19 protein-coding genes are annotated in these 21,123 nt (G+C 65.3%); 8 read left to right on the top strand and 11 right to left on the bottom strand.

All coding sequences use genetic code 11. From position 1 onward, the window contains the following. The first annotated feature begins 7 nt into the window (after nt 1–7). Both AC1VVM_RS14725 and AC1VVM_RS14720 read left to right on the top strand, forming a co-directional pair. Nucleotides 8–790 carry an enoyl-CoA hydratase-related protein gene (locus AC1VVM_RS14725; protein WP_132391861.1) on the top strand — a complete coding sequence of 261 codons (783 nt, stop codon included), beginning with the start codon at nt 8–10 and terminating at the stop codon, nt 788–790. Between the two features lie 364 nt (nt 791–1,154). Further along, entirely contained in the window at nt 1,155–2,375 is a 1,221-nt protein-coding gene (locus AC1VVM_RS14720; protein WP_482955316.1) for a hypothetical protein, read from the top strand. 184 nt (nt 2,376–2,559) lie between these two features. On the opposite strand, the gene AC1VVM_RS14715 is transcribed toward AC1VVM_RS14720, so the two are convergent. After that, the gene (locus AC1VVM_RS14715) at nt 2,560–3,813 is read right to left on the bottom strand and encodes a CaiB/BaiF CoA transferase family protein (protein WP_482955315.1); all 1,254 of its coding nucleotides are present in this window, start codon (nt 3,811–3,813) and stop codon (nt 2,560–2,562) included. A 156-nt stretch (nt 3,814–3,969) separates the two neighbouring features. Here AC1VVM_RS14715 and AC1VVM_RS14710 point away from each other — a divergent pair, with 156 nt between their 5' ends. Further along, on the top strand, nt 3,970–4,752 hold the full coding sequence (locus AC1VVM_RS14710) for an SDR family NAD(P)-dependent oxidoreductase (protein WP_482955314.1): 783 nt from the start codon (nt 3,970–3,972) through the stop codon (nt 4,750–4,752). A 276-nt stretch (nt 4,753–5,028) separates the two neighbouring features. On the opposite strand, the gene AC1VVM_RS14705 is transcribed toward AC1VVM_RS14710, so the two are convergent. Further along, on the bottom strand, nt 5,029–5,964 hold the full coding sequence (locus AC1VVM_RS14705; RefSeq protein WP_482955313.1) for a GGDEF domain-containing protein: 936 nt from the start codon (nt 5,962–5,964) through the stop codon (nt 5,029–5,031). 221 nt (nt 5,965–6,185) lie between these two features. Here AC1VVM_RS14705 and AC1VVM_RS14700 point away from each other — a divergent pair, with 221 nt between their 5' ends. After that, nucleotides 6,186–6,674, top strand: coding sequence for a VOC family protein (locus AC1VVM_RS14700; RefSeq protein WP_482955312.1), 489 nt, complete (start codon nt 6,186–6,188; stop codon nt 6,672–6,674). Nucleotides 6,675–6,683: 9 nt separating this feature from the next. Here the strand turns inward: AC1VVM_RS14700 and AC1VVM_RS14695 are convergent, their stop codons facing one another. Continuing rightward, nucleotides 6,684–7,739, bottom strand: a complete 1,056-nt coding sequence (locus tag AC1VVM_RS14695) for a LacI family DNA-binding transcriptional regulator (protein ID WP_482955311.1) — start codon at nt 7,737–7,739, stop codon at nt 6,684–6,686. Between the two features lie 234 nt (nt 7,740–7,973). Between AC1VVM_RS14695 and AC1VVM_RS14690 the strand changes: the two genes are divergently transcribed. Beyond that, entirely contained in the window at nt 7,974–9,164 is a 1,191-nt protein-coding gene (locus tag AC1VVM_RS14690; RefSeq protein ID WP_482955310.1) for an acyltransferase family protein, read from the top strand. 341 nt (nt 9,165–9,505) lie between these two features. On the opposite strand, the gene AC1VVM_RS14685 is transcribed toward AC1VVM_RS14690, so the two are convergent. The 8 genes from AC1VVM_RS14685 to AC1VVM_RS14650 all read right to left on the bottom strand — a co-directional run bounded on the left by AC1VVM_RS14685 (nt 9,506) and on the right by AC1VVM_RS14650 (nt 18,223). Then, nucleotides 9,506–10,675 carry a thiolase family protein gene (locus tag AC1VVM_RS14685; protein WP_482955309.1) on the bottom strand — a complete coding sequence of 390 codons (1,170 nt, stop codon included), beginning with the start codon at nt 10,673–10,675 and terminating at the stop codon, nt 9,506–9,508. Next, nucleotides 10,675–11,079, bottom strand: coding sequence for a Zn-ribbon domain-containing OB-fold protein (locus AC1VVM_RS14680; protein ID WP_482955308.1), 405 nt, complete (start codon nt 11,077–11,079; stop codon nt 10,675–10,677). The genes AC1VVM_RS14685 and AC1VVM_RS14680 overlap by 1 nt, the downstream gene beginning before the upstream one ends. 84 nt (nt 11,080–11,163) lie before the next feature. Continuing rightward, nucleotides 11,164–12,084, bottom strand: coding sequence for a TIGR03619 family F420-dependent LLM class oxidoreductase (locus AC1VVM_RS14675; RefSeq protein WP_482955307.1), 921 nt, complete (start codon nt 12,082–12,084; stop codon nt 11,164–11,166). 31 nt (nt 12,085–12,115) lie between these two features. Next, nucleotides 12,116–13,324: a CaiB/BaiF CoA transferase family protein gene (locus AC1VVM_RS14670; RefSeq protein WP_482955306.1), complete on the bottom strand. Its 1,209-nt coding sequence runs from the start codon at nt 13,322–13,324 to the stop codon at nt 12,116–12,118. A 273-nt stretch (nt 13,325–13,597) separates the two neighbouring features. Then, the gene (locus tag AC1VVM_RS14665) at nt 13,598–14,749 is read right to left on the bottom strand and encodes a CaiB/BaiF CoA transferase family protein (RefSeq protein WP_482955305.1); all 1,152 of its coding nucleotides are present in this window, start codon (nt 14,747–14,749) and stop codon (nt 13,598–13,600) included. Beyond that, a complete protein-coding gene (locus AC1VVM_RS14660; protein ID WP_482955304.1) occupies nt 14,746–15,498 on the bottom strand; it encodes an SDR family NAD(P)-dependent oxidoreductase in 753 nt (250 codons plus the stop codon). The genes AC1VVM_RS14665 and AC1VVM_RS14660 overlap by 4 nt, the downstream gene beginning before the upstream one ends. Then, a complete protein-coding gene (locus tag AC1VVM_RS14655; RefSeq protein ID WP_482955303.1) occupies nt 15,498–16,925 on the bottom strand; it encodes an aromatic ring-hydroxylating oxygenase subunit alpha in 1,428 nt (475 codons plus the stop codon). The genes AC1VVM_RS14660 and AC1VVM_RS14655 overlap by 1 nt, the downstream gene beginning before the upstream one ends. Before the next feature lie 11 nt (nt 16,926–16,936). Next, nucleotides 16,937–18,223 carry a metal-dependent hydrolase family protein gene (locus AC1VVM_RS14650; protein ID WP_482955302.1) on the bottom strand — a complete coding sequence of 429 codons (1,287 nt, stop codon included), beginning with the start codon at nt 18,221–18,223 and terminating at the stop codon, nt 16,937–16,939. 229 nt (nt 18,224–18,452) lie between these two features. Between AC1VVM_RS14650 and AC1VVM_RS14645 the strand changes: the two genes are divergently transcribed. From AC1VVM_RS14645 to AC1VVM_RS14635, 3 genes are all read left to right on the top strand, one after another. Further along, nucleotides 18,453–18,788: a 2Fe-2S iron-sulfur cluster-binding protein gene (locus AC1VVM_RS14645; protein ID WP_482955301.1), complete on the top strand. Its 336-nt coding sequence runs from the start codon at nt 18,453–18,455 to the stop codon at nt 18,786–18,788. 119 nt (nt 18,789–18,907) lie between these two features. Next, a complete protein-coding gene (locus AC1VVM_RS14640) occupies nt 18,908–20,233 on the top strand; it encodes a cytochrome P450 (protein WP_482955300.1) in 1,326 nt (441 codons plus the stop codon). After that, a complete protein-coding gene (locus AC1VVM_RS14635; RefSeq protein WP_482955299.1) occupies nt 20,233–21,087 on the top strand; it encodes an SDR family NAD(P)-dependent oxidoreductase in 855 nt (284 codons plus the stop codon). Before AC1VVM_RS14640 ends, AC1VVM_RS14635 begins: the two co-directional genes overlap by 1 nt. Nucleotides 21,088–21,123 lie beyond the last annotated feature (36 nt).

Below are 21,123 nucleotides of genomic sequence, written 5' to 3'. Positions count from 1 at the left end.
GAACGTCATGACTTACGAGAAAGTCCTCTACAGCCTTGAGAACGGCGTCGCCCGGATCGCGATGAACGATCCGGCCACGCGCAACGCGGGCTCCGCGCAGATGGGCGAGGAACTGTTCCACGCGGTGACCCGCGCCTCGTTCGAGGCGCGGGCAGTGGTGCTGACGGGCGAGGGCAAGGCCTTCTGCTCGGGCGCCAACCTTGGCGATGCGGCAGACATGCTGGCCGATCCGCGCCGCGATGTCGGCACTTTGCTCGACCGCCACTTCAACCCGGTGATCGTGGCCATGCGTGACATGGCGCAGCCGGTGGTGACTGCCGTGCGCGGCGCGGCGGCGGGCGTGGGCGCGGGGCTGGCGATGGCGGGCGACCTGATCCTCTGCGCCGAGAGCGGGTTCTTCCTTCAGGCCTTCCGCCATGTCGGCCTGGTGCCCGATGGCGGTTCCTCGTGGCTGCTGACCCGCGCCGTGGGCCGCGTGCGGGCGATGGAGATGATGCTGCTGGGCGAGCGGCTTCCGGCGGCAAAGGCGCTGGAGTGGGGCCTCGTCAACCGCGTGGTGCCCGATGAGGACCTCGATGCAGCCGCGATGGCTCTGGCGGGCGAACTGGCGCAGGGACCGTGGTCGCTGCGGCGGATCAAGCAAGTGGCCTGGGCGGCGACCGACTGCACGCTGGAACAGGCTCTTACCAATGAGCGCCTCGGCCAGCGCGATGCCTCTCGGACCGAGGATTTCGTGGAGGGTGTGACCGCGTTTTCCGAAAAGCGCAGCCCGGTGTTCAAGGGCCGCTGACCGCAAGGTTACACCCAGGTTTACACAGTTTACACTGTCCAGAGGAAAAACCGTCACCTTGTGGCGGAAGCTGTCACCTTGCGAGGCGAAGTGTAACCTTGCGCGCCCTGCAAGGTGAAGCGGGGCGTGCAACAAAGAGGACGGGGCAGCAGGCATCGCCGGCAACATAACGCGGGCGGCAGTGTGTAGGAAAACGCCTTCCCGTCGTTGACGGCGGGGCGGGCAAAATAAGGCGGGCAGGGCGGCCACCGGGCAACCTGCGGGTTTCTCCCGATTTCGGGCAGCGATCTGGCGCGGATAGTTTGGCAGGTCTGGATAGTCCTGCGCATTCCGCGTCGGATATGCGCGCCGCAAGGTTCCTGCCATGCTCGACCTCGAAACCCTGTTCCGTCATGGTCCGCCGCGCCGAACGGCGCGCTTCGCGCGCGTCGCTCTGCCACCCTTTTCAACCCCGGTGCCGCGCGTTGCGCTGGTGCTGGTATTGGGCTGGCTGCCGCTCATCCTCATGACTCTCGCCACCCAGCCGCGCTTGCTGTCGGATCTGGGGTGGGACATCGCGGTGCACGCCCGCAGCGCGGTCGCGGCGCCGCTGCTGGTGGTGGCCTATGCCTCCTGCGGCAGGCGGCTCGGCCTGATCGCGGGAAATTTCGCGCACGCGGGCCTTCTGGACGAGAAGGGCCGCGAGGCCCTTCGGGCCGAACTGGCGATCAGCCACAGATTGCTCGATTCGCGTGTTGTCGAGGGGATCACAATCCTGCTCGCCGTGGTCATCGCGACGGCGACGTTCCGGGGCATGACGGGCTCCCCGAATATGGCGGCCTGGGCTTTGCAGGACGGCCGCCAGGGCACGCTTTCGATGGCCGGGGCGTGGCAGTTCGCCGTGAGTCTGCCGCTGCTGCTGACGCTCATGCTCGGCTGGCTGTGGCGGATCGCGATATGGGCCCGGTTGCTCATGCGCATTTCCCGGTTCGATCTCAATCTGATTGCATCGCATCCCGACCAATGCGGCGGCCTCGGCTTTCTCGGCCAGTCGCTGCGGGCCTTTGCCGCTTTCGGCATGGCGCTGGGCGCGATTGCGGCCGGGCGGCTGGCGCATGAGCATCTGGCGGGGAAGTCAAATTCGTTCAACGACGGGCTTCTGGCCGGCGGCAGCGTCGTCGTGGTGGCGATCCTGTGCGTCGGGCCGCTCTGTGCGTTTTCCGGCCGCATGATGGATACGTGGCGCCGGGGCTCGATGGTCTATGGCGCGCTGGCGATGCGGCTGGGCACGAAGCTGGAGGCGGCATGGCTGGAGCCGCTTCTGCCGGTTCGGCGGGGGGCGTCCGACGAAGTGCGAGCCAAGGAAGCGCAGCCGGGCGGCGACGATGCCGGAGAGCCTCAGGAGATCCTTAGCGCGCCGGATTTCTCGGCAGCGGCGGATCTCTACACGGTGGTCGCGAGCGTCCAGTCGATGCAGTTCATTCCGGTTGATACGCGCAGTGTCATCATGCTGGCGCTCGCGACGCTGCTACCATTCGTCGCGGCGCTTTTCCTGACGATGCCTTTCGATCTGGTCCTGCAAACGCTCAAGAGTCTGCTGATGTGAGATAGTCGGGGCGGGCCGCGTAAAATCGATTTGGCACGCGGAGGCGCGGAGGCGCAGAGAGGCGGATGCCGCACTGTTTCTCCGCGTCTCCGCGCCTCCGCGCGAACCAGTCTAGCGCCCCCCGCTGCATGGGAGGCGAAGATGGCGTAGGGACGGCCTCTTCAGTCGCCGAAAACCGCCTTGTTCAGATCGCTCCGGCTTCGCGCAATTTCGCCAGTTGCTCCTCGCCGATACCGATTTCGGCCAGCACTTCGGCGGTGTGTTCGCCCAGCATCGGCGGGGCCATGCGGATCGTTGCCGGGCTCTCCGACATCTTCGCAAGCGGGCTGGCGATCAGGTCGACCGAGCCGCTTTCGGCATAGGCATGCGGCGTGGTCGCGCGCAGTTCGCGGTGCTTGACCTGCTCGTCCTCCCACACGTCGGCCAGTTCGTTGTAACGCGCGGCGGGGATGCCGACGCCGTCCAGCATCTCCTGCATCCGGTTGACCGTGAAGCCTTCGCTCCATGTGTTGATGATGTCCATCAGCTCGGCACGGTTGGTCTTGCCGCGCTTGAGGTTGCTGTCGAAGCGCGGGTCGGTGAACAGTTCGGGCTGCTCCATCAGCACGGTGAGGCGGCGATAGTGTTCGTCGGTGCCGGCGGTCAGGTAGATGATGCCGTCGGAGCAGCGCATGAGGTCCGCCGGGCCGCCGCCGTTGCCGCCGTTGCCGAGGCGGGGAGGGGCCTGACCGCTGATCAGGTAGTCCTGCATGATGTGGCTGACCATCGCCACCGAACTGTCGAGCAGAGCAATGTCGATGAACTGCCCCTCGCCGGTGCGGTTGCGATATTGCAGCGCGCCGAGGATGGCGATCGCGGTGTTGTGGCCGGTCACGAAGTCGACCAGGCTCGGGCCGGTCTTGAGCGGGCCGCTGCCGGGCTGGCCTTCGGGAATGCCGGTCACGGCCATCATGCCGCCGGTGGCCTGAAACAGCCCGTCATAGCCGGGGCGTGCTGCCATCGGGCCGGTCTGGCCGAAGCCGGTGACCGAGCAATAGATCAGGCGCGGATTGATGGCTTTCAGGCTCTCGTAGTCGAGGCCGAAGCGGGCGAGATCTCCTACCTTGTAGTTCTCGATCAGCACGTCGGCGGACTTGATCAGTTCGCGCAGGATCTCCTGCCCCTCGGGCTTCGAGTGGTTGAGCGTGATCGAGCGCTTGTTGCGGTTGGATACGGTGAAGAAGCTGGAATGGCGGGTCTCGATCCCGTCCTTGCCCGGCACCCACGAAAAGCCGTAGCCGCGTCCGTCGTCGCCCACGCCGGGGCGCTCGATCTTGATGACGTCGGCGCCAAGGTCGCCCAGAATCTGCGCGCCGACCGGGGCGGCGAAGACGCGGCTCATGTCGATGACGCGGATGCCGTCTAGTGCGGCTTTCGAGGTGCTGTTGTTCGTGCTCATGATGGTGCGACGCTAGCCCCGGCCTCGGGAGCGGCCAAGGCGAGGGGAGGCGCTTATCGCAGCGACGATCAAGCATCGCTGCCCGCGCAGTCAGGCTTTATCCGGCGCCCCGAACGCGCTTAGCCGGGCGGGAAAGACGAACTTGAGAGGAATGCGATGAAAACGGCGATCATCACCGGCGCGGGCAGCGGCATCGGGCTCGAAACCGCGAAGATCCTCCATGCCGAAGGCTTCGCCATCGTCGGCGTCGGCCGCAGCAAGGACAAGCTGGCGACGCTGGAGGCGGAGATCGGCAATCCCGACCATGTGCTGGCGATCTCGGCCGACCTGACCGACCCGGCCGCGCCGGGGCAGATCGTGAAGGCCACGCTCGACCGCTTCGGCCGCATCGACGCGCTGGTCAACAATGCCGGTGTTGGCAGTCCCAAGCCGCTCGACGAGACCGACGACGAGACGCTGGACGATTTCCTCGACATCATGTTGGTCGCCCCGTTCCGGCTTTGCCGCGACGTGATCCCGCACCTTTCGGAAGGTTCGAGCGTGGTCAACGTGACCAGCACCTTCGCCCATATCGGCGGCCGTCGCGGCGGCGCCTATTCGGCGGCGAAGGGCGGCCTGAAGTCGCTGACCGAGCACATGGCCTGCGAATATGGCCCGCGCGGCATCCGTTCGAACTGCGTGGCCCCGGGCGTGACGATGACCGACATGGTGCGCCACCGCTTCGAGGACGAAGGCTTCAAGCGCGCCAACGTCGAGACCACGCCTTATCCGCGCCTTGCTCTGCCCGAGGATATCGCTTCGGTGATCGCGTTCCTCTGCCTGCCCGGCAGCGAGATGATCAATGGCCAGTCGATCGTGGTCGATGGCGGCTGGACGGCAACGAAGTACCTCAGCCCGCGCGTCACGCGCACCACTTGGGTCGAGCCTGAGCAGGGTTGAATGCGAGTATGGGGGTAGGCGCTAAATCAGCAACCTACCCCCTATGCCCGTCATCCCCGCGAAGGCGGGGATCCCGCTTGTTCTTTTTGGCACGCAGAGACGCAGAGAGGACGGTGGCTTGCTGCGCGGTTTCTCTGCGCCTCCGCGTCTCTGCGTGAAACAAGCAAAGCGGGGCCCCGCTTTCGCGGGGGCGACGAGCCTTTGAGTTGCTAGTTCACCGCCAATATTGAGCCGGTATTAATCCGCTGGACGGGTTCCTGCATCAGGGGCGCCGCCTCAGTCCCCGGTGCAGAGATGCCCGCCGCCCTGCCGTTTTGCGCGGTACAGCGCGGTGTCGGCCCGCACGAACAGCGCTTCCGGATCAAGCGATGCGCCCGGCAGGGCAAGCCCGATCCCCGCGCAGGCGCCGAGCGGCAGCAACTGTCCGTCCCACAAGACCGGGGCGAGCACGGCGGGCAATTGCAGCCGCAGCAGCCCTTCCGCACACGGCGTGCGCGGGCAAAGCAGCATGGCGAATTCGTCACCGCCGATGCGCGCGATCAGTGGCGCTTCGGGAAAGGCCTGTCGCAACCGCTGGGCAAAGGTGGCGAGGCAGGCGTCTCCGGCGGCATGGCCCCAGCGGTCGTTGAGCTGCTTGAACGAATCGAGGTCGAACAGCACCAGCGCGGTGATGTCATGCAGCCCGGCGTGGTCCTCGGGCAGATCGAGAAAACGGGCCTGGAACTGGGCGCGGTTGGCCAGGCCGGTAACCGGATCGTTCTCGGCCATGCGTCGCAGCCGTTCCCAGCGCGCGTGCTCTTCGGTCACGTCCTGTTTAGTGCCGTAGAGCGCCACCGTGCGGCCACTTTCCGTGCGCGCAGCGGCTGTCAGGCGGATCCAGCGCGTGCTGCCGTCCGTACGCCGGATCTGCGCATCCATGGCAAAGCCGGTGCCGGTGGCGATGGTGTGGGCGCGCAGGCGCTCCATCGTCTCGCGCGATTCCTCACCATAGAGCGCCACGGCCTCGCGCCGGTCGATCCGGCGGTCGTTGGGCAGGCCAAAGAGGTCGAACACCTCCGCCGTCCATGACAATTGCCCGGAGGCAAGGTCGCAGGACCACGCGCCCAGGCCGACAAGGCGGGTCGCCTCGGCGAACAGGGTGGAATCGGTTGTCAGGGTGGTTCCGAATGCCGACGTTTCAGGCGCCGGGTTCCGGATAGGAGCATGGAACAAGCAGGCGAATCCTCGATCGGGTGGCGGAAGAGTCCTCCGGGAATTCCCCCGATCTCGTAAATGGCAAAGGTAAAGCCCGTGCTAATAGGCAAAAGTTGCCGCCGTCAGCATGTTTCACCCGGACGCACTTCCGATTGCTCCGGGAGGGACAAGTCGCGGCGATTGCCTCAGTCACGGTGCAGGCCAATATTCCCGCTCAAGAAAATGCGGGAGAGCAGGCCATGATCAGGGGTATCCACCATGTCGGCGTCAATTGCCGCGACATCGGCCGGATGAAGCGTTTCTATTGCGAGGCTTTCGGCTTCGAGCCGGTGGACGAGGGATTCGGCTGGTCGGACGAGCCGGTGATGGACCTGATCGTCGATGTGCCGGGCTCCGCCGCCAAGGGCGTGATGCTGCGCGCGGGCCAATGCTATCTGGAGCTTTTCGAATATGCGGCACCGGCTTCGGATATCGACCGCCCGCTGCGCCCCAACGATCGCGGCTACACGCATATGTGCATCGACGTGACCGATATCGCGCAGGACATCGTCCATCTCAAGGCCTGCGGCATGACTTTCAATGACCGCGATTTCGTGGACGTCGGCCATGTCCGCACGCTCTATGGCTACGATCCCGAGGGCAATGTGATCGAAGTGCAGCAGTGCATGCCCGCCAATGGCTTCACGCTGGAGGAATTGCGCGCGGCCAATGCGGCAGCCAGTGCATAGGATGCGGGGTCAGCGCCGCATGGCCTCCGGCATGGATGCCGATGTCCTGACGTAGTCGAGCTTGGCCTGCACCGATCCGCGCAGCACCATCGCGGTTTCGAACGACGGATCGGGCAGCGGGTCGATCAGGCCGCCGGAAACGCGGGCTGCCGCGTCGTGGCCCATTTCTGCCCACGGAACATGCATCGATGTGAGTGGCGGCGCTGTCATCGCTGCAATCGCCGTATCACCGAAGCCCACCACCGAAAGCGTGCCCGGCACCGCAATTCCAGTCGCCGCCGCGGCAGCGATAACCCCGGCGGCCATCTCGTCATTGCAGGCCACGATCACGGAGGGGCGGGGGCTAAGTTCCAGCAGCAACTGTGCGGCTTCGGCGCCCGAGGCAAAGGAATAGTCTCCCGTCACGATCAGCGAGAGACCCCGGTCGAACCCGTGATCGGCCATGGCGTCAAGGTATCCGAGTTCGCGCTGCCGGGCGGTGAGGGAGGCTTCGGGCCCGCCGACCAGACCGATGCGGTGGTGACCTTGCCGGAACAGCCACCCGACGAGCGCGGCCATCGCACCGCGATCATCGCAGGCCTCGTTGCCGGTAGGGTCATGCTCGCCCCGCACCCGGCCCAATCGTGCGCAGCGCACACCGGCCGCCTCGCAGATCGCGGCAAGGTCCTCCCGTTCGGACAGAGGGGGCAGCAGCACGACACCTGTGGGTGTGTGGCGATCGATGAAGGCGCGCAGACCGGCTGCTTCGTCGCGTTCCAGCGGGCGCAGTACCAGCGCCAGTTCACTGCCTTCCATGGCATGCAACATGCCGCTTTCGACGGCTTCGCGCATGCCGCGATCCGAACCGTCGTGAACCAGCGCAACCAGAAAAGTCCGCCGCAGCGCCAGAGCGCGGGCCTGCGCATTGGGCACGAAACCCAGCGCCGCAATCGCTGCTTCAACCCGGGCGCGCATGGCCGTGCTGACATCGGGCGAATTGTTGATGAAGCGGCTGATCGTCTTCTTGGAAACCCCGGCCGCCCGGGCGACGTCATCCATCGTGGGGCGGGGTGAGAGCACGGTCATCGCACGATAATGCGAGATGCTCCGAAGGCCACCAAGCAAAGTCTGGTCGGATCCGGATGCATTTGCCGGGAACATGTGCTATAGGGCGACGAATGCGAAAACTGCGCGAAACCGCGCCGTATACGCGACAGAACGATACAACCCCGTCATTGCGACCGGGGGTACCAATCCCTAAGTGAGCCCGGAATGAGCAGGGTTCCCGCTGGATGGGGCCCGTCCCATCCCCCATGGAGAATGATGAAGCCCGCCCCGACGCAACGCCACTATGGAATGGATTGGCTGCGCGTTGGCGCCTTTGTCTTGCTGATCTTCTACCATGTCGGCTTCTCGTTCACCCCCTGGGGATACCAGACACCCACGCGCGGCGTGATCGGCTGGGCCGAGCTGCCGCTGCTGGGCCTGAGCGCCTGGCGGCTCGCCTTGCTCTTCGCGATTTCTGGCTATGCCAGCGCGGCTCTGCTGAAGAAGGACGGCAACAACAGGGTCTTCCTGAAAAGCCGCCTGATGCGCCTTGGCATTCCGCTGCTGTTCGGCCTGACCGTGGTGGTGCCGCCGCAGCCCTACATGGGGCTGATCAACAGCGGCTATGAGCACGGCTACGGCTACTTCCTGTTCCACGACGCCTTCAGTTTCCGCAAAGTGGGCAATGAAGACCTGCCCGCGACCATGCACTTGTGGTTCGTCATCTACCTGCTGGTCTACACGCTGGTGCTCTGCGCGGGGCTGATGTTCCTTCCCGCGTCATGGCGGACATGGTTGCGCGACAAGTCGGAAAAGCTGCTGTCCGGCCCGGCGCTGCTGCCGCTGGGCATCGGCCTGATCTTCGCGGTCCGCATGTTCTACGACGGCTGGACCGACATCCACAGCCTGTTCGTGGACCGCGCCGCGCACCTTCATTACATGGGCATGTTCCTCTTCGGCTTCCTGCTGCGCGGGTCCGAACCGATGCGGCAGGCCATTGCGAAGCAGTGGAAGCTGGCGCTGGTGCTGGCCGTTCTCGGCTATGCCTGGGTGATCGGCGATACCCTGCTCTGGCCGGGCAACACGCCCACGCCCGCCGCATGGGAACAGCCGCTGTCGTTCGCCAAGTCGGTGCAATGCTGGGGCACGGTGATCGCGCTGTTCGGCATTGCCGACCGCTATTGGAACTTCGACAGCAAGTGGCGCGCGACTTTGGTCGAGGCGGTGTTCCCGATCTATATCGCCCACCAGACAGTGATGGTCTTCGTGAGCTACGGCATCCGCGACATGGGCCTGACAGCGTTGCCGGAATTCCTGACCTTGTGCTTCAGTGTGGCGGGGGGATCCTGGCTGTTCTACCTCGTCGGCCGCGAGATCGGCCCGCTGCGCCCGCTGATCGGGCTGAAGCGGCATCGGGCGCCGCGCAAGTTGACGGAGAAGGTCGCGGTTTCAACCGTGGCCTGAGGGTTTGGCGGGGCAATTCCCGACCAGCCGCGAGGCGTGATTGGCCTCATCCCAACATATGTTTCGTCATTGCGAGCGTAGCGAAGCAATCCAGAGCCGGTTCGGGCTGCTCTGGATTGCTTCGCTACGCTCGCAATGACGAGGAAAAATCGAATCCACGAGGGGCGCAAGTGCCTCGGCGGATAAGCGACAATAGACCCGACGCCCTGCCGTCGCATTATGGGGTTCACGCAGAGACGCGGGGCCCTCGCCTGCGCGGGGGCACCGAGAATATTGGTGTTGAAGTAACGTCGAAAGCCATCCCCGGCCTCGCAGGAGGAGAGCCTGCGAGGCCGGAGCCCTCAATCCCTTGCCAGCAGCAGCGCCGCCGCCATCGGACCGCCGCCCGAAGTCGCCACGGCCACTTTCGGATCACCGGCGATCTGCCGGCCGGTCGCCGTGCCGCGAAGCTGGTTCACCGCCTCATGGGCAAAGCCGAAGCCGTGGAGACGGCCCGCGCCCAGCTGGCCGCCGAAGGTGTTCAGCGGCAGTTCGCCGTCCAGCGCGATGCGTGTGCCGCCTTCGATGAACTTGCCGCCTTCGCCCTTTTCGCAGAAGCCAAGGCCCTCCAGCCAGGTGATCGGCAGGAACGCGAAACCGTCGTAGAACTGGGCGGTGTCCACGTCCTTCACGGTGTAGTCGGTGCGCGTCCAGAGGTCGGCGCCGGTCTCGTAGGCGGCGGGCCATTCCACCTGATCCCACGAGTAGCGATCGACCGATCCGGACATCGCGGCCACGCGGACGGGCGTGGATTTAACGTCGCCCAGCGCATCGCCGGCCGAAACGATCACCACGGTGGAGGCATCGGAGAAACGGTCGCAATCGTAGAGGCACAGCGGCGTGGTGATCATCCGCGCGGACATGTACTTGTCGAGCGTCAGCTCTTCCTTGGTGATCGCCCTTGCGCGCGGGTTGCGCATCGCGTTCTTCGAACCGTTGATGGCGATCTGGCCAAGCTGTTCGCGCGTCAGGCCATAGCGGTGCATGTGCCGCGCGGCGTATTGTGCGGTCCAGCAGGCGGCGGACGTGGCCCAGAACGGGCTGGTCCACTCCGAGGAGCCAGTGACGGTGTCTTGCCGCGCGCCCGACATATAGGTGCCCGGATCGGCCATGCCGCCCGCCTCGTACACGGTGCGGAAGCAGATCGCGTGGCGGACGAGGCCCTGCTTCACCGCCATCACCGCCGCGCCGATGGCGGCAAGCTGGGCGGGCTGTTCGGCAGCGCCGAGGTGCCACTTGGACTTGATGCCCAGCACTTCGATCAGATCGTCGCTGCTGACGGGAGAGAAGGCGGTATAGCCGTTCATCTTGCCGGGGTAGGTGAACACGCCGTCGATCTGCGAGAGCGTCAGCCCCGCGTCGTCCAGTGCCTCGCGCACGGCGTCGACGGTCAAGAGCAGCGGATGGCGCGGCAGGCGCACGCCGACTTCGGACTGGCCGAGGCCGGTGATATAGGCTTCCGTACTGGCCATCAGACGGTCCTCTCGAAGAGGGGGTAGAAAATGCCGTCCTGCTCCTCGAACACGACGCGGACCTTGTCCTCGAAATCGACCGCATCGACGGGGCAATTCACGATGTTGGTGGTCAGGTAGACCCCCGGCGCGCCGTCCAACTTTACGCGGGCGATCACATAGGGGACTTCCAGATCCTTGGCCCAGGGCTGGTGGTTCACCGTGAAGCTGTCGATCACGCCGGTACCGGGCACTGCGTGGGCCGCGATATTCTCGGACTGGCAGTGGCGGCAGAGCAGGCGCGGGGGATGGGTGAACTCACCGCAATCGCCGCACTTCACGATGTTCAGCTTGCCTTCGCTGCCGCCCGTCCAGAACGCCGTGTTTTCCTGGTCCAGCTTCGGCCTTGGCCGCGGTGGATTCATCGTTTCTCTCCCATTCGTTGGGATGAGAAGTCCGGTGCGCGGGCTTTCGCGTCAAGCAGTGCGGCGTATTGATCGTGGCAGCGGTCAGGAGACGGCCGGCATGATCTCCTCGGCGATCCACTGGGTGTAATCGCGGTAGGCATCGACGCCGGAAAGCGGCGGGATCGGCACCGAACTCCACGTTACGCCCAGTTGCGCAAGATGGCTCAGGCGGTCGATCAGTTCCTGCTTCGTCTGGCCGGGCCGGGCGGAGGGATCGTCCTGCACTTTGTGCCCTTCGCCGACGCGGGCGGTGGAGATGCCATAGAACACGTCCGCGAGTTGCTCGTTGTAGTCCGGCTGTGAGCGGATGAAGTCGATCTTGTCGGGGATGGTCTCGGGCTTGGTCAGGAACGGCCACCAGCCTTGCGCATAGCGCGCGGTGCGCTTCAGCACGGCATCGGCATCGCCGCCGAACCACACCGGGATATGCGGCTTCTGCACCGGCTTCGGTTCGAAAGCGACATCGCGGAAGGAGACGTATTTGCCCTCGAACTCCGGGTTTTCCTGGGTCCAGAGGGCAAGGATCGCCTGAATGTATTCCTCCGCCATGGCGCCGCGTTCGTGGAAGGGGATGCCGAGCAGGGCGAATTCGTCCTCCAGCCATCCGACCGCGAACGTGATCGTCACGCGGCCGGAGGACAGCCAGTCCATCGTTGCCAGCGCCTTGGCGGTGACGATGGGGTGCTGCGCGGGCAGGATGGCGATGCAGGAATTGACCCGCACCCGCTCCGTGGCGCCGGCGAAGTGGCTCATCGCGGTATAGGCGTTGAAGTAGAACGGGCCGGAAAGGTCGACATGCCGCTTCGGGATCACGTGATGCTCGGGCACCGCGATCATCTCGAACCCGAGTTTTTCCGCCCATTTGGCAAGGGCGGTCTGGTCCGCGCCGGTGACGGCCAGTTCCCATGGCTGCATCGTCGCCTTGAGTTCCAGCATGTGCGGCATTGCGAATGCGAGTTTCATCTGATCCCTCCCGCGTGACTTCGGACCGACTTCAGTCGATCACTTTGCGGGCTATCAGATCGTCCATTTCGCTTTCCGACAAGCCCAGAAGCTCGCGGTAGACGTAGCCGTTGTGCTCTCCCAGCAGGGGCGCGCCGCGTTCGACCAAGGGGCCTTCGGGGCTGATCCGCCATGACGGGCCGATGATCGGGCGGGTGCCGTTGCGGTGATCGCTGACCATGCGGAAGGCGTCGCGGCCCCAGAGGAAACCGTCCGAGCACAAGTTCAGCGAACTCATCGCCTGGAACGCCGGAACGCCTGCATTTCTGAGCTTTTCGGCAAAGTCCGCGGCATCGTGCGTGCGGGTGAGCGTGGAGAGTTCGGCATCGAGTTCGGCGCGATTGGTCAGCCGATCCGCCAGCGTCGCGAAGCGCGGATCGGAGGCGAGGGCAGGGGCGCCCAGAGTGTCGCAGAGTGCCTGCCATTCCCTCTCGTTCGCCACCGCGATACTTGTCCAGCCGTTCTCGCCGCTGGGGTAGAAGCCGTGCGGGGCCATCTCCGGATGGTAGTTGCCATCGGCCTTGGGCACTTCTCCGGTGACGCTGGCGGCGAAGAGGCTGTCGCCGACGAGGCTGGTCATCGCTTCCACCGCCGACAGGTCGATGAACTGACCTTCGCCGGTGCTCTCGCGGTGGTGGAGCGCGGCCACGCAGGCGAGTGCGGCAAGGGCGCCGGCGGTGGAATCGCCGTAGCGGATGTTCATGCCCTTGGGCGTTTCGCCCTCATGCCCCACCAGCGCGGTAAGGCCGGAGAGCGCGGCGAAGCAGGGGGCGTAGCCGGTCTGATAACCCAGCGGGCCGTCACTGCCCCACATCTTGATCGAGCACTGGATGAGGTCCGGCTTGATCGCCTTGATGCTTTCGTAATCGAGCCCGGACCGTTCCATCGCGCCGGGGCGGATGTTGTCGATCAGAATGTCGGCCTCTGCGATCATGCGCTTCACGAGGTCCAGCCCTTCGGCGGTCTTCATGTTGACCTGAACCGAGAGGATTTCCTGATTGATCGACAGGAAATAGGGGGCGGCGTCGATGTCCACGCCGCCATAGGCGCGCATCTCGTCGAGGTTGGAGCGGGATTCGATCTTGATCACTTCCGCGCCGAGGTGCGCGAGCAGTTTGCCCGCGTAGGGGCCGGCCCAGACTTTGGTGAGTTCGACGACGCGGATGCCGGAGAGGGGGCCTTTTCGGTCAGGAAGCGGCATGGTGGCGCTCCAGGGTTGGGTTCGCGCGGAGGCGCGGAGACGCGGAGAAGAAGAGGGAGGAGAAGGGGATTCGCGCAAAGGCGCAAAGGCGCAAAGATGTCGTGTTTTCGGCGAAGCCCTTTACGTTGCGACGATGGCGCGTGCCGCAGTGTTTGGAAGATGAGGAAGCCTGCGGCGCAGCGTGACTCCTTTGCGCCTTTGCGCCTTTGCGCGAATCCAACCTTCCTACTTCTCTTTTCTTCTCCGCGTCTCCGCGCCTCCGCGTGAAACCAATCATGCTCCCGCCTCCTGTCGGCTGGCGCCCAGTTCCGGCGCGGCAGAGCGAATTCGGACCGGCGTGGCGCTCATGCGGTAGGCGGCGGTGGGATAGGAGACTTCCCCAAACGCCGGATGCACCGCCTGCTGGAAGAAGCCGCGATGGACGAACTGTTCGTGGCGGGGCAGGTCGTCGGCGGTCTGGACCGGCACCATGGCGACGCCTGCCTTTTGTGCGGCCTCGGTAATCGGATGCTTGTCCTGCCGGGCGATCCAGCCGGTGAAGTGTTCGCGGAATTTGGCGACATTGGGCGGCGTGCAATCGAACTCCAGCCAGTCCTCCCGCAGTTCCTGCGTCCATGCCGGATCGCCCATCAGCGCACAGAGTCCCTTCCAGTGCGCGCGGCTGGTCATCAGCAGGAAAACATGCCCGTCGCGGCAAGCGAAGGACGTGCCGGGGCCGCCCATGTCGTAGGCGGTGCGCGCGTCGCTGGGTTCGGCCTCGCCCGCCAGCATGCGGTCCAGCACGCAGTCGATGCGGTTCAATTGCACTTCCACTTCGGAAATATCGACGAACTGCCCCAGACCTTTGCGGCGCAGGCGCAGCAGCGAGGCCATGGTGGCCAGTGCAGCGTCGATCCCGGCTTCGTAGTCGGAGAGGAAGCGGCCCGCACCTTTCAGCGGCGGCTTGTCGGCAGGCGTTTCGCTGGGGCTGTGATAGGCCCAGCCGCCGGCGGCGATGACGTTGATCGGACGGGCGCATTGCCAGCCTTCCGGCGCGTCCTGCCCGAACGGCGTGACCTGTGTGTGCACCAACGCGGGATGCGCGGCAGAGACCGCTTCGGGCGTCAGGCCCATGGCGCGGGACCACCCCGCGTCGTGATCGTCGATCAGCGCGTGGGCGCGCGCCAGCAGGCGGTCCAGCACCTTGCGATCCGCCGCATCGGCAAGGTTCAGCACCACCGATTTCTTGTTGGTGTTGAGGTAGGCGAACAGGGTCGATTCCCCCGCCGCGAAAGGTCCCATCGCGCGCGTCGGAGCGCCGCCGGGGCGCTCCACCTTGATCACTTCGGCGCCGAGATCGGCCAGCAGCTTGCCGGTATATTCGCCGCTCACTCGCTCGGCGGTTTCGATCACGGTCAGCCCTTGGAGCGCACCTCTACTCGTCATAGTGATTGCCCGTCGTCGATCGTGAATGTCGCGCCCGTCACTTGCGCGGAGGCGTCGGAAAGCAGGTAGAGCAGCATCGGAGTCAGCGCCTCGGCATCGAGCAGGCGGCGGCGGTGGAGGCCGGCGATGTCGGCCTGTCCGCGCTCGCTGGCGAACCAGTCCGTGTTGATCTCGGTGGCGATCCAGCCGGGTTGCAGGGTGTTGACGTTGATCCCCTGCCGCACCCATTCGCGCGCCAGCTGTCGGCCCAGGTGGGCAAGACCCGCCTTGGTGGCCGCATACATCGCATCGCCAGTGCCGTTCTGCTGTGCGGTGATCGATCCGATCAGCACCACGCGCCCGCGTTGATGCTCGCGACAGCCGCCCGCGATCAATCGTCGTCCGGCCTCGCGCGCGACCAGCATTGCGCCGAGCAGGTTGGTATCGAGCACGCGGCGCAGCCCGTCTTCCGGCACATCGGTGGAGCGGCCCCCGGTGCCCACGCCGGCATTGCAGATCACGCCGTCGATCACGCCGAACCGGGCCTCTGCCGCATCGAAGGCGGCGCGCACCGAAACCTCGTCGGTCACGTCGAGTTCGACCGCCAGCGCTTCGCCCAGTTCCGCCGCCAGCTCAGCGCAGCGATCCACCCGTCGGGCCCCCAGCACGACGCGCCCGCCCGCAGCGGAAATGGCGCGCGCGAAACCGGCGCCGATCCCGGAGGAGGCGCCGGCCACGAAAACGGTGCAACCCGATAATGAAAACGTCATCAGCGTTGAAGGACCCTAAAATCAGGATGATAGGGCGGCAGCGCCATGTACTTGTCGATGGTCTGTTCGAAGTGGCGCACGCGCACTTCCTGATAGTCGCCCAGAGTGATGCCCGGCTTGGCGCTGGCTTCCAGACCTTCCTGCTGGGCGTAGAGGTTGTCGGTATCCTGATCGAGGATATGGCCGAAACCGGGGTCCATGCCCTGCGCCTCCGCGAAGGACTGGTGATCCTGCAGGATCTCGACCTCGGCCGTTTCCACCTCGCTGCCGTCCTTGGGCTTGGGCCGCATGAACATCACTTCGTAGATCGTGCGGCGATGGTCGCGCGCGTCGGGGCGGAAGCGGTAGATCATCGGCAGCGAGATGCCGGGGAACAGGAACAGGTTCGGGAAGAACGTGTAGCTGTAAGTATCGAGCAGCTCGGTATCCGAAACGTGGCTGAGATCGGTGTTCGTTGCCGTCTCGAACATGTCGCGGAACATGTCCGCCATCACTTGCCGCGCGCGCTCGCCCGCCTTCAGTTCGGGCTTGCTGCCGCCCAGCGAGGAACTGTCGCCCAGCGTGAAGTTGGCGATGATGTCCGCCTCGCTGTACTTGTCGCGCAGCTTGGGGCTGACCACGCCGAGCGTGGAGATGAAGCGGTCCACGTGATCGCCGTAGACATCGTACTGCGAGTTCACGTCGCCATTGGCGGGCGCCACTTGCGGGTGGGTGTCGCCGACGTGATAGGCCTCCATGAAGGCTTCCATCGTCAGCTTCCAGTTGGCCGGATAGCTCTTCTGGACGTGGAGGTAGATGTAGCGATCCTCCAGCTTCCACGCCTTGAGATGGGCTAGGGCCTCGGCGCCGAGGTACTCTTGAAGGCCGGGCGCGGCGGGGTCCATGTTGACCCAGACGAAGCCGCCCAGGCGCTCCACTCGAGCTTCGGGCAGGCACATCTTCTGCGTGGCAGTATGGGCGAAGTCCCACTTTTCGGGGATTTCCTTCAGCGATCCGTCGAGGTTCCAGGTCCAGCCGTGGAACGGGCACTTCAGGTTTGCCGCGAAGCCCGCCGTGCCGGAGGGCTTCAGCTTGGTGCCGCGATGGAGGCAGGCGTTGAAGTAGGCGCGGATTTCATCATCGTCACAGCGGGTGACGACGAACGAGTACGATCCGATGTCGTAGACGTAATAGTCGCCCACTTCGGGGATGTGATCCTCTCGGCAGGCCATCTGCCAGGTGCGCGTCCACATCCGCTCGAACTCCGCTTTGGCGAAGGCGGGATCGGTGTAGCGTTCCTTGGAAACGTCCTCGCTGCCAAGGTAGTGGTAGCTTTCGCTGGCAGCCCAGGCAGGGGCAGCGTTGCGGTCTGCGGCGATGATGTCCTGCGTGGATTCGGCGGGGCAGCGGGCCTCGCCGGGCTGCAGCGTTCCGGTGGCGACGTTCATTCTGAGGCTCCTTATTCCGCCGCTTCGAGCGTCGGCGTGTTCGCGCGCATCGCGAGGGCGGGGCTGATTTTCTGGACCACGCCATCCTTCATCACGAAGGCGACCTTTTCCGGCCCGGCGAGGATGGAAATGTCCGCAAGCGGGTCGCCGTCGACCAGGATCAGGTCGGCCAGCTTGCCCGACGCCAGCGTGCCGAGTTCGCCGCCGTATCCCATGGCGAGGCCGCCGTTGCGGGTGGCGCAGACCAGCGCCTCGGCCGGGGTGTAGCCGTAGAAATCGACGAAGGATTTGAGGTCGCGCCCCTGCGTGCCCTGCGGGCTCCAGCCGAAGCCGTAGTCGCCGCCGATCAGGTGACGGATGCCGCGCTTGCGCAGTTCGGTATGCGTCTTCAGCGAGTTTTCCAGCAGGTCCGGAATGTTCATGTAGCCGCCGACTTCGGGCGAGAGGCCGTGCGCCGAAGCCTCACCCGCCATGATCTGCGCGAAGAGGCCGACGGTGGGCACCACGAAAATGCGGTCCCGCGCCTCCTCCATCATGTCCAACAGCTCCTCGTCCACGTATTCGCAGTGGAACAGGCCGTCCACGCCCGCGCGGACGCAGTGCTTGGAGCCTTCGATGGAGCGGGTGTGGGCGTTGATCTTGCGGCCATAGGCGTGGGCCGTTTCGGCGGCGACGCGCACTTCCTCGAACGTCATCGGTGTCGTGTTGCCGGGGGTGCCGGGGTAGAACGGGTCGCCCGAGACATCGAGCTTCACGTTGTCGATCCCCTCGCGGCAGTGGAGGCGCACGGTCTTGCGCATCTCTTCCACGCCGTCGACGATGGCGGAGGGGCCGATGCGCGGGTTGTGCAGCTTGCTCTCATCCCCCATCGCGCCGGTGACGGAGATTTCAAGGCCGCCGGCACGGATGCGCGGGCCGGGAATGCGGCCGGCGTTGACCTCGTCACGCACGGCGACCGCCAGTTTCAGCTTCGCCTCGGACGCGCCGTAGGCAGAGGTAAAGCCTGCCTCGATCAGGGCCTTGGCCCCGCGCGCGGCGGTGAAGACCTGTGTTTCGGGACTGGGCGTGATCAGGTCCTCGGTCGCGCAGACATTCTCGAATGAGAGGTGCGCGTGGCCTTCGACCATGCCGGGCATCAGGAACATGCCGCTGGCGTCGATCGTGATGTCGTCCGGCTGGGCCACCGTGGCGGTGCCGACCGAGGTGATGCGGTTGCCCTCGACTACAAGGTCGCCCTTGACCGTTGGCTTGCCTGTCCCGTCGAATATCGTGGCGTTCTGGATCAGTGTCCGTCCCACGGTTTTTCTCCTTCCGGCCACCGATGTCCTCGTGGCTCTTGGATCACAGGTTAAGAGCGGCGAGGGGCGCGGCAAATGACGGGCCGGGCAGTGGGCTTGGTCCCTGTAGGTACGTCGCGGGGGCGGTTTTCCCGCTGGGGCAAGTCGCAGGGCACGGGGAGCGCTTTGCGTGGCCCCCCGGCTGCGGCATCACGTGTGAAAATCAAACGAAGAGGACCGGGCCGGATTTATGGGCAACCTTCATGTCACCATGACCGACATCGACGGCGTGAAGCACGAATTTTCCGATGTGGATGACGGCGTTAGCCTGATGGAACTGGGGCGTTCGCGCGGTGTTGCCGGGATCATGGGCGATTGCGGCGGTGGCTGTGCTTGCGCGACCTGCCATGTCTATGTCGCGCAGGAATGGTGGAACGAGGTGGGCGAACCCGACGATGTGGAATTCGCCATGCTCGATATGGTGGCGGACGTCATGAAGGGCACCAGCCGCCTCGGCTGCCAGATCAAGATGAACGACGATCTGGACGGGTTGGAAGTGACCGTGGCGCCTGCCTCGGGGTACTGATCCTTCCCCTCGGGGCAAGCCTTGGTTCGAGGGCGGGCATGGCTGGCCGTCGCCGCCCGGTCCATAGAAGATGACAAGAGGCGGCTATGACCGCAGCATCATTTTACGGGACAGGCTAAATGGCAACACAGGCAAGCGAAGACCGGATCAGCGAACGGCGGGAACTGACCCCCGAGGAACAGGCGCTGCTCGATAGCGGTTCGCTGGCCGATACCACGATCCAGGCGCAGCCGAACCAGTTCTATCGTGCCATGCGCCACGGCGATCCGATACACTATGACGAGCGGCTCGGTTCCTGGCTGGTGACGCGGCACGAGGATATCTCGCAGATCCAGTCGGACCCGGTGACCTTCTCGGTCAAGCACGGCTATTCCGAACAGCAGGCGCGCGGGATGCGGGAGGAGTTTCAGGCCTACCTCGAAGAGCACGGTGGGGGCTATTTCCCGGACGCGATCATGTCCGATCCGCCCTATCACACGCGCATCCGCAAGTTGATGGAGCAGGCCTTCACCGCGCACCGCGTGAAGGAACTGGAGCCGCGCATCACCGAAGTGGTGCGCGGGGTGATCGCCGATGTGGTGGCGCGCGGGGATGGCCAGTGCGATGCGGTGAAGGACATCGCGATCCCGCTGACCATTCGCGTGATCGTGGAGCAGCTCGGGCTCGATCAGGGCATGGAAGAGCAGATTTCGCGCTGGTCGGTCGCGGTCACCGCGCAGATCGGGGCGATGCAGAGCCGCGAGACGATGCTGGCCAATGCCGCGCAGATCGCGGAGCTTCAGCAATACCTGATCGCCAAGATGAAACAGCGCGAGGCGAACCCTTCGGAAGACATGCTTTCCGATCTGGTCCACGCCGAAGTCACCAATGAGGATGGCGGCAAGGAAAAGCTGACGTTCGCAGAGGCCGTCTCGCTGGTACGTGCCACGCTGATCGCGGGCAACGACACCACGGCGACCGCCATCGGCAACTTGTTCTACGTCCTCACCACGCGCCCCGGCATGGCCGAACTGCTGGAAAGCGTGGCCGACGACGATCGCCAGCTCAACCGCTTCGTGGAGGAGCACCTGCGCGCCGAACCGCCGGTGCGCGCGCTCAGCCGCATGACCACGCGCGAAGTCACCTTGAACGGCACGACGATCCCCGCCCATGCGCATATGTTGCTGGTCTACGGATCGGGCAACGATGACGAGACGGTGTTCCCGGAGCCGCGCAAGTTCGACCTGACGCGCCCCAATCTCGGCCGCCACGTGGCTTTCGGTGGCGGTCCGCACCGCTGCATCGGGCTGGCGCTGGCGCGCATGGAAGTGAAGGTGGCCGCGCGCGAGATCGCCCGGCAGATGAAGAACCTGAAGCTGGCCATTCCCGAAAGCGCGATCCGCTACACGCCCACCGTCGCCACGCGCACCATCGAGTCGCTGCCGATCACCTTCGAGGCGCGCTGATGGAACTTGCGGGCAAAGTTGCCGTCGTCACCGGCGGCGCCAGCGGCATCGGCCGCGCCACCGTGGAACTGTTCGCGGCGGAGGGGGCGAAAGTTGTCATCGCCGATATCGCCGACGAGGCCGGGGAGGCGCTGGCGGAAAAGCTGGGCGCTTCGGCGGTCTACCAGCGCACCGACGTATCCGATCCGGCAGCGGTGGAGGCGATGATCGAGGCTGCCATCTCTCGCTTTGGCGGGATCGACGTGCTGTTCAACAATGCGGGCATGTCCTGCGGCGCGTTTCCCAGCTTTCTGGACGACACGCTGGAGGATTTCGACCGGGTGATGCGCGTCAACGTGCTCGGGCCCATGTTGGGTACGCGCAATGCGGCGCGGATCATGGCGAGGCAGGGCAGAGGCGGCGTGATCCTCAACAATGCCTCTATCGCCGGCACCCTCGCAGGCCATGCGATGATGACCTATCGCGCGTCCAAGGCGGCGCTGATCCAGTTCTCCAAGTCCTCGGCCATCGATCTGGCGCGGCATGGCATCCGGGTGAACTGCATCGTGCCGGGGCATGTGCGCACCGAATTGTCTTCTTTCGGCGAGAAGGGCGCGGACACGGGCCTTGCCGCGCGGATCGAGGAGGGGGTGAACGCGGTCTACCTCTCCAACCAGTTGATCAAGCGGCGCGGCGAGCCGGATGACGTGGCGCAAGTGGCGCTGTTCCTTGCCAGCGACCGTTCTCGCCACATGACCGGCGCGGTGATCCCGGTGGAAGGCGGCGTGACAGTGGGCGATCCGGTCAACCATCTGGAGCAGATTTTCGACGCTCGCACCGCGGCATTCGCGGCGATGGAGCGGCTCGACGGCTGAAGACCCCGCAAAGGGGCGAAGACAGCCGACTTGTGG

Source organism: Novosphingobium sp. BL-S-33, from assembly GCF_056857025.1.
The sequence above is the reverse complement of the archived record's forward strand: the minus strand, read 5'-3'. Positions and strand labels throughout refer to the sequence as shown.